Source organism: Jatrophihabitans sp. (genome assembly GCF_051960575.1).
Taxonomy (GTDB): Bacteria; Actinomycetota; Actinomycetes; order Mycobacteriales; family Jatrophihabitantaceae; genus JBQCEE01.
In genome coordinates this window covers 1-6,768 of sequence record NZ_JBQCEE010000360.1, presented here as the reverse complement: position 1 = coordinate 6,768, position 6,768 = coordinate 1, and the positions used below count along the sequence as shown (strand labels likewise).

Here is a 6,768-nt window from a genome sequence, read left to right as displayed (position 1 = left end):
CATGTCTTTCCGGTTGGCGGGAACGCTAAGGGTCGCGCCGACCGTGTGGGAGGATGTGCGAACTATCGAGCGGTTCGTCGACGCCATGAGCGCGAGAAGGGGCGAGATCGACCGGGTCGCGACGGGGGAGTGGCCGGCGGACGACAACCCGCTGCGCAACGCCCCGCACACCGCGTCCACGATCGTCGGCGAGTGGACCCACCCCTACTCGCGTGAGACGGCCGTCTTCCCCTCGGGTGTCGACCCGCGCTCGAAGTACTGGGCACCGGTCGGACGCATCGACGGGGCCTTCGGCGACCGCAACCTCGTCTGCTCGTGCCCGCCGGTCGACGCCTACGCCTGAGCACCGGCGATGATCACGCGCGCAGGCACACCTGGCTGTGTCTGCGTGCGTGATCATCGGTCGGGCCGAGCGGGCTCGTCTAGGGTGGTCCGGTGACACCGACCCGGCAGCGCGCCACCCGCCAGGGCGGTGCGGTGCGCGAGGCGCTGCGCGCGGCCGGCGGGTTCCGGTCGGCGCAGGACGTCTATGCGGCGTTGCGCTCCGACGGCGACACGGTCGGGCTGTCGACGGTGTACCGGCACCTGCAGAACCTCGTCGACGAAGGGGTCGTGGACGTCATCCACACCCCCGACGGCGAGGCGACCTACCGCTTCTGCGGCGGGGCCGACACGCGCCGGCACCATCACCACCTGGTCTGCCGCGACTGCGGCCGCACCGAGGAGATCGCGGGCCCGGCGATCGAGCGCTGGGCCGACGCGGTGGCCCAGCAGCACGGCTACGTCGACGTCGACCACACCGTCGAACTGTTCGGCCGCTGCCCGTCCTGCGCGTCGGCCGAGTGACGACCTGGCTCGTCGAGTGACGGAGCGACAGGCCTGACGCGAGGCCGCATCACCGTCACTCGGCGTCAGTCGGTGAGCACCGCCGGCAGCTTGCCGATGATCGCGGCGGCGTCGTCGACGATCCGCTCGATCAGCTCGCGCACCGAGGGCAGGTCGTCGAGCATGCCGACCACCTGGCCGCTGGCGAGCACGCCCGCGTCGGTGTCGCCCTCGACGAGCCCTGCGCGCAGCAGCATCGGCGTGTTCGCGGCCATGATCATCTGCGACCAGGTCTGCTCCTTGCCGTGCTTGGTGGCCAGCCCCTCGCGCACCATCTCGCGCCAGCGCAGGCCGGTGAGCCGCTTGAACCGCTGCGCGTTGCGCGCGGCGTGGTACAGCCCGGTGACGCGCGACGACTGCTCGAGGTGCTCGACCAGGTCGGTGCGCAGCACCCGGTGCGGCATGCCGTCGACCCGCGTCGTGACGACGGTGCCGTTCAGGTCGCGCTGCAGGTACTGCTGCTTCACCGCGTCCGGCACGGTCGACTCGCGGGTGAGCAGGAAGCGGGTGCCCATCGCGACGCCGGCGGCACCGTAGGCGAGCGCGGCGGCGAGACCGCGGCCGTCGAAGAAGCCGCCGGCCGCGACGACGGGGATGTCGACCGCGTCGAGCACCGACGGCAGCAGCAGCGTCGTCGCGACGCCGCCGGTGTGGCCGCCGCCCTCGCCGCCCTGCACGATCACCGCGTCGGCGCCCCACTCGGCAACCTTGCGGGCGTGCTTGGCCGCGCCGATCGACGGCACGACGACGCTGCCGGCCGCCTTCAGCCGCTCGATGAACTCCCGCTTCGGGGCGAGCGCAAAGGACGCGACCCGCACGCCTTCGCGGATGAGCAGGTCGACGCGATCACTCGCGTCGGCGGCGTCGGCGCGCAGGTTGACGCCGAACGGCCTGGTGGTGCGTCCCTTCACCTCGGCCACTGCCGCCTCGAGTTCGGCGAAGGTCATGGTGGCGGACGCGAGGATGCCGAGACCGCCCGCCTCGGCCGTCGCCGCCACGAGACGCGGGCCGGCCACCCACCCCATGCCGGTCTGGACGACGGGGTGCTCGACGCCGACGAGGTCGGTGAGTGCCGTGCGCAGCCTCATGCCGAGACCTCTCTGTCGCGGACGGAGCGCGGGTCGAGCACGTCGCGCAGCAGGTGCAGCTCGTCGTCGGTGGGTTCGCGGGTGACGACGACGTCGTCGACGTGCAGCGGGAACGAGGTCTGCGCCTGCACCTCGTCGACGGTCACGCCCGGATGGGTCGAGACCAGCCGCATGGCGTGGTCGGGACCGCCGAAGTCGAGCACGGCGAGGTTCGTGACCACGCGGTACACGTCGTGGAACGGTGCGTCGCCCGCGCGGTCGTGGCCGACGCCGGACACGAAGTCGACCCGCTCGACGAACACGCGCGGCACGTGCTTGCCGACCCAGTAGGACGTGCGGTGGTTGATCGTGTTGCCCGGGGCGCCGCGGGCGCCGAACATCTGCCGGGTCGGCCGCTCGTGCGGCCCGAAGCACGAGATGTTCTGGTTGCCGAAGCGGTCGACCTGGTTGGCGCCCATCACCACGTGCCGCGTGCCGGCGGCGACGACGTCGAAGACACGGCGGTAGGGCAGCCACCCCTCGAGCGCCGCATTGCCGCCGAGCGGCGGCACGTCGGCGAGCAGGTACGCCTCGCCGTCGCTCAACAGCAGGTCGGGGTTGGACGTGAGCCGCGCCAGCCGCGCACCGAGCAGCGGCAGGGTGCCCATGGGGCTCGCCAGGATCTCGCCGTCGTCGGCGAAGAGGTCGGCGCACGCGACGGCGCACACCTCGGCCCTCGTCACGTCGGTCATGCCGCCCCCTCGCGGGTGTCGCCGTCGTGCGCGAGCGCCCAGGCGACGGGGTCGTCGGCGGCGGCGTAGTCCCGTTGTGCTGCCTCGTCGCGTCCGTAGTCGGGGACGCACGAGGTGAAGCCCGCACCACCGGCTGCCTCGACGACGCCGTCGACCATCATCCGGTTCAGCAGCAGCGCCTGCGGCGGCGCGGCGGCGGCCAGTTCGGCGGTCGGCACGACCCGTTCGGCCGACACGAACCGCTCGCGGGCGGCGAGGCAGAACAGGTCGTCGAAGTACGGATCGGGTCCGAGGTAGGCGGCGTTGCCGTGGGCGTCGGCGCGGTTGAGGTGCACGAGCGCGACGTCGAGCGTCAGCGCGGGCATGGCCACGAACTCCTCCCCGTCGTGGTACGGCGAGCGGATCGTGCGGACGTGCGGGTTGGTCGTCAGCACGTCCGACCCGAGGCCGGCGCGCACGGGCAGGAACGGCAGTCGCTGCGCCGCGGCGCGCAGGCCCGCGACCACCATGCCCTCGTCGAACTCCTGCACCGAGATCGCGCCGTCCTGCCGCGCACGCCCGAAGTACGGGTCGTAGGCGATCGAGTCGAGCGAGACGAAGCCGAACACGACCTCCCGCACCTTGCCGGCCGCGCAGAGCAGGCCGACGTCCGGACCGCCGAAGCTCACCACCCGCAGGGCGCGGACGGGGGAGCGCAGCAGCGCGTGCACGAGGGCCATCGGCTTGCGCCGCGACCCCCAGCCGCCGATGCCGACCGTCATGCCGTCCTGGACGCGGGCGGCCACCTCGTCCGCGGTCATCCGCTTGTCGCGGGGGCGGGGACGCGGGCTCGCGTCAGTCATGGCGGCCCGCCACGAAGGCGTCACGGTGCTCGTCGGCGACGCCCGCGAGGTTGAGCTCGAAGGTGAAGCCCTGCTCGAAGCGGTACGACCGCCGGACGTCGACCGGGTCGATGCCGTTGATCGCCTCCTTCGCCGCGCGGATCACCCTGGTGTCCTTGGCCGCGATGCTGCGCGCGACCTCGAGCGCGGCCGCGTCGAGCTCGGCGCGCGGCACGACCCGGTAGACCGAGCCGTGGTGGTGCAGCGTCGCGGCGTCGACGGTGCTCGCCGTGTAGTACAGCGCGCGCATGAGGTGCGGCGGGACGAGCCGGGCGAGGTGGGTGGCCGCGCCGAGCGCGCCGCGGTCGACCTCCGGCAGGCCGAAGGTGGCGTCGTCGCTGGCCACCACGACGTCGGCGTTGCCGACCAGACCGATGCCACCGCCGAGGCAGAAGCCCTGCACCGCGGCGATCACCGGCACCGCGCAGTCGTAGACCGCGGCGAAGGCGGCGTAGCAGCCGCGGTTGGCGCCGATGAGCGCGTCGAAGCCGGGCGTGCGCTGCATCTGCTTGATGTCGACGCCGGCGTTGAACCCCCGGCCCTCGGCGCGCAGCACGACGACGCGGGTGGCGGTGTCGCGTCCGGCCGCGGTCACAGCGTCGGCCAGCTCGAACCAGCCCTCGACCGGCAGCGCATTGACCGGAGGGTGGTCGACGGTGACGACGGCGATGCCGTCGCCGGCCGAGGTGGTGGCGATCCCCATCGCGTGGCCTCCAAGATCACGACATGCTCAACCGAGCAAGTGCTTGGTAGGCTAGCATTCGTGCGCCGGGACGATAACCTCCAGCAGGACCACGACGTGGTCCGACCGCAGACCTTCGGTGGGGGAGGCCCAATGCGGATCGTGCTCGATGGTTGTGTCACGTTGGTGACGGGTGGAACCCGCGGAGTGGGCCGCGGGATCGCATCCGTGCTGCTCGACGCCGGTGCGACGGTGGTGGTCTGCGCGCGCTCCGCGCCGGCCCGGTTGCACGACGGCTTCGAGTTCAAGCAGTGCGACGTCCGTGACCCGAACCAGGTCATGCGCATGGTCGACGAGATCGCGAACGACCACGGCGGCCTGGACATCCTGGTCAACAACGCCGGCGGCACGCCGTTCGGCGACGCCGCGACGACGCCGACACGACACCTCAGCAAGCTGGTCGAACTGAACCTGCTCGCGCCGCTCTATGTCGCCCAGGCGGCGAACGCGGTCATGCAGAGCCAGGGCGGCGGCTCGATCGTCAACGTCAGCAGCGTGAGCGGGCACCGCCCCTCACCGGGCACGGCCGCCTACGGCGCCGCGAAGGCGGGGCTCGACAGCCTGACCGCCTCGCTCGCCGTCGAGTGGGCGCCGAAGGTGCGGGTGAACTCGGTGGTCGCCGGCATGGTGCGCACCGAGCAGGCCCACCTGCATTACGGCGATCGCGCCGGCGTCGAGGCGGTGGCGCGCACGGTGCCGCTGCAGCGTCTCGCCGAGCCCGAGGACATCGGACGCGCCGTCGCATTCCTCGCGTCCGAGCTGTCGTCCTACATCAGCGGCGCGACGCTCCTGGTGCACGGTGGCGGCGAGGTGCCCGCGTTCCTCGGCGCGGCGACGGCGCAGGCCGATGCGCCGCCGGCGATCCCGGCCCTGCGTCCGAGTCCGTCCCCGGTCGGTGCGAACGGCCACGGCGCCAACGGGTACAGCCCGAACGGCCATGGCGCGCCGGCGCCCGCACTGCACCGCGACTGACCGTCGCGTCCGGAGCGGTCAGGCGCCGTAGACGGGTACCGGGTCGGCGGCGTCGGTGAGCAGCTTGCCGACGACCTCGTCGAGCTCCTCGGGCTCCCAGCGCGCGCCCTTGTCGACGGTCGGGCCGCGGCTCCAGCCCTCGGCCAGGGTGATGCGTCCGCCCTCGATCTCGAACATGCGCCCGGTGACGCCGGTCGACCGGGTCGAGCCCAGCCAGACGACGAGCGGTGCGATGTTCTCGGGCGCCATCGCGTCGAAGCCCGACTCGGGCGCGGCCATCATCTCGGCGAAGGCCTGCTCGGTCATGCGCGTGCGTGCCGACGGGGCGAGGGCGTTGACGGTGACGCCGTAGCGGGCCAGTTCGGCCGCGGCGACGATCGTGAGCCCGGCGATGCCGGCCTTCGCCGCCGAGTAGTTGCCCTGGCCGACGCTGCCGAACAGTCCCGCGCCACTGGAGGTGTTGATGACGCGCGCCTCGCGCGGGCGGCCGGCCTTCGCCTCGCCGCGCCAGTACTCGGCGGCGCGGCGCAGCGGTGCCATGTGCCCCTTGAGGTGCACGCGGATCACCGCGTCCCACTCGTCCTCGCTGATGTTGGCGAGCATGCGGTCACGCACGAAGCCGGCGTTGTTGACCAGCACGTCGAGGCCGCCGAAGGTCTCGACCGCGGCGGCGACGAGGTGCGCGGCGCCCTCCCAGGACGCGACGTCGTCGGCGTTGGCGACCGCCTCGCCACCGGCGGCGCGGATCTCGGCGACGACCTGCTCGGCGGGGGAGTCCGCCGCGGAGCCGTCGAGCGCGACGCCGACGTCGTTCACGACCACCTTCGCGCCGGCCGCGCCGAAGGCGAGTGCGTGGGCGCGTCCGATGCCCCGGCCGGCGCCGGTGACGATGACGACGCGGTCGTCGCAGATGCCCATGGTGAACCGACTCAGGCGCCGACGCGCTTCTTGAGCTCGCGCATCGAGTTCTTCAGCGACTGCTCGCGGATGAGCTTCTTCATCGGGCCGGGCACGAAGAAGCCGACCTCGGCGACGATGTCGACGGTGACGTCGGTGGTGCCGTCGCCGTTGTCCTTGAACGTGTACTGGCCGGTGTTCTCGGACAGGTCGCCCGACTCCTGGTCCCAGCGCAGCCCGTTCGGCAGGTCGTAGGTGTAGCGGACGACGTAGCCGACCTTCTTCACCTTCGCGTCGACCTTCATGCGCACTCGGCTGCCGCGGCCCTCGGCGTCGCGGTCGAGCACCTCGCACTCCATGACGGCGGCCTGCCACTCGGGGAAGGACTCGAAGTCCGTGAGCACCTCGATGATCTTCTCGACCGGCGCGGCGACGGTGTCGGTGAGTCCGGTGGACGTGTCGGGCATGGTCAGAGCCTCTCGAGGATGGTGCCGGTGGACAGTGCGCCGCCGGCGCACATCGTGATCAGGGCGGTGGACGCGTCGCGTCGCTCGAGTTCGTGCAGCGCGGTG

General features: G+C 72.4%; 7 protein-coding genes and 2 pseudogenes. 3 read left to right on the top strand and 6 right to left on the bottom strand.

The genetic code is table 11. From position 1 onward, the window contains the following. Together ACTHMS_RS19945 and ACTHMS_RS19940 are read left to right on the top strand one after the other, a co-directional pair. Positions 1-343 (top strand): annotated as a pseudogene (locus tag ACTHMS_RS19945) (glycine dehydrogenase (aminomethyl-transferring)); the annotation flags it as partial. A 92-nt stretch (positions 344-435) separates the two neighbouring features. Continuing rightward, on the top strand, positions 436-846 hold the full coding sequence (locus tag ACTHMS_RS19940; RefSeq protein WP_440308410.1) for a Fur family transcriptional regulator: 411 nt from the start codon (positions 436-438) through the stop codon (positions 844-846). Positions 847-911: 65 nt separating this feature from the next. Here the strand turns inward: ACTHMS_RS19940 and ACTHMS_RS19935 are convergent, their stop codons facing one another. The 4 genes from ACTHMS_RS19935 to ACTHMS_RS19920 are packed head-to-tail and all read right to left on the bottom strand — an operon-like array spanning position 912 to position 4,288. Then, positions 912-1,973, bottom strand: coding sequence for an NAD(P)H-dependent flavin oxidoreductase (locus tag ACTHMS_RS19935; RefSeq protein WP_440308409.1), 1,062 nt, complete (start codon positions 1,971-1,973; stop codon positions 912-914). Beyond that, positions 1,970-2,704, bottom strand: a complete 735-nt coding sequence (locus tag ACTHMS_RS19930) for a CoA-transferase subunit beta (RefSeq protein ID WP_440308408.1) — start codon at positions 2,702-2,704, stop codon at positions 1,970-1,972. Before ACTHMS_RS19930 ends, ACTHMS_RS19935 begins: the two co-directional genes overlap by 4 nt. Further along, positions 2,701-3,546 carry a CoA transferase subunit A gene (locus ACTHMS_RS19925; protein ID WP_440308407.1) on the bottom strand — a complete coding sequence of 282 codons (846 nt, stop codon included), beginning with the start codon at positions 3,544-3,546 and terminating at the stop codon, positions 2,701-2,703. The genes ACTHMS_RS19930 and ACTHMS_RS19925 overlap by 4 nt, the downstream gene beginning before the upstream one ends. Next, positions 3,539-4,288 (bottom strand): enoyl-CoA hydratase family protein, encoded by a 750-nt coding sequence (locus tag ACTHMS_RS19920; RefSeq protein ID WP_440308406.1) that lies wholly within the window; start codon positions 4,286-4,288, stop codon positions 3,539-3,541. Before ACTHMS_RS19920 ends, ACTHMS_RS19925 begins: the two co-directional genes overlap by 8 nt. 132 nt (positions 4,289-4,420) lie before the next feature. Here ACTHMS_RS19920 and ACTHMS_RS19915 point away from each other — a divergent pair. After that, a pseudogene (locus tag ACTHMS_RS19915) lies at positions 4,421-5,176 on the top strand (SDR family oxidoreductase); the annotation flags it as partial. 141 nt (positions 5,177-5,317) lie between these two features. Here ACTHMS_RS19915 and ACTHMS_RS19910 read toward each other — a convergent pair. Both ACTHMS_RS19910 and ACTHMS_RS19905 read right to left on the bottom strand, forming a co-directional pair. Further along, the gene (locus ACTHMS_RS19910) at positions 5,318-6,217 is read right to left on the bottom strand and encodes an SDR family oxidoreductase (RefSeq protein ID WP_440308405.1); all 900 of its coding nucleotides are present in this window, start codon (positions 6,215-6,217) and stop codon (positions 5,318-5,320) included. 11 nt (positions 6,218-6,228) lie between these two features. Next, complete coding sequence (locus ACTHMS_RS19905) at positions 6,229-6,663, bottom strand: SRPBCC family protein (protein WP_440308404.1); 435 nt, start codon at positions 6,661-6,663, stop codon at positions 6,229-6,231. Positions 6,664-6,768: the final 105 nt, after the last annotated feature.